Source organism: Vibrio sp. 10N.286.48.C11 (assembly GCF_041469805.1).
In the GTDB taxonomy this organism is placed as follows: domain Bacteria; phylum Pseudomonadota; class Gammaproteobacteria; order Enterobacterales; family Vibrionaceae; genus Vibrio; species Vibrio crassostreae_C.
In genome coordinates this window covers 1-224 of sequence record NZ_JBFRLK010000174.1, presented here as the reverse complement: position 1 = coordinate 224, position 224 = coordinate 1, and the positions used below count along the sequence as shown (strand labels likewise).

The window sequence follows — 224 nt, the reverse complement described above, 5'->3', positions numbered from 1 at the left end:
TGGTCAAGCGCTTCAAGTAAGGTGAAGGTGTATTGACCTAAATTGGTATCTGAGAAGCTAATCGTGAACACGTTAGTTTCAACGTTCGAACCATTCGTAACATAACCGATGTAGCCGCCCGGTGTGGTTGGGTCGGCCTTCAGCTCGACGGCCAAACCGTTGGATGTCAAAGTACCGCCAACATTGAACTCGGTTGGTTCAATGCGGAAGCTGGTCACATCATC

Annotated in this window: 1 protein-coding gene; it reads right to left on the bottom strand. The window is 49.1% G+C overall.

The window, feature by feature from the left end:
• Positions 1 to 224, bottom strand: a 224-nt coding sequence (locus AB4209_RS22455) for a hypothetical protein (RefSeq protein WP_372057456.1), incomplete at both ends; no start/stop codon positions are given.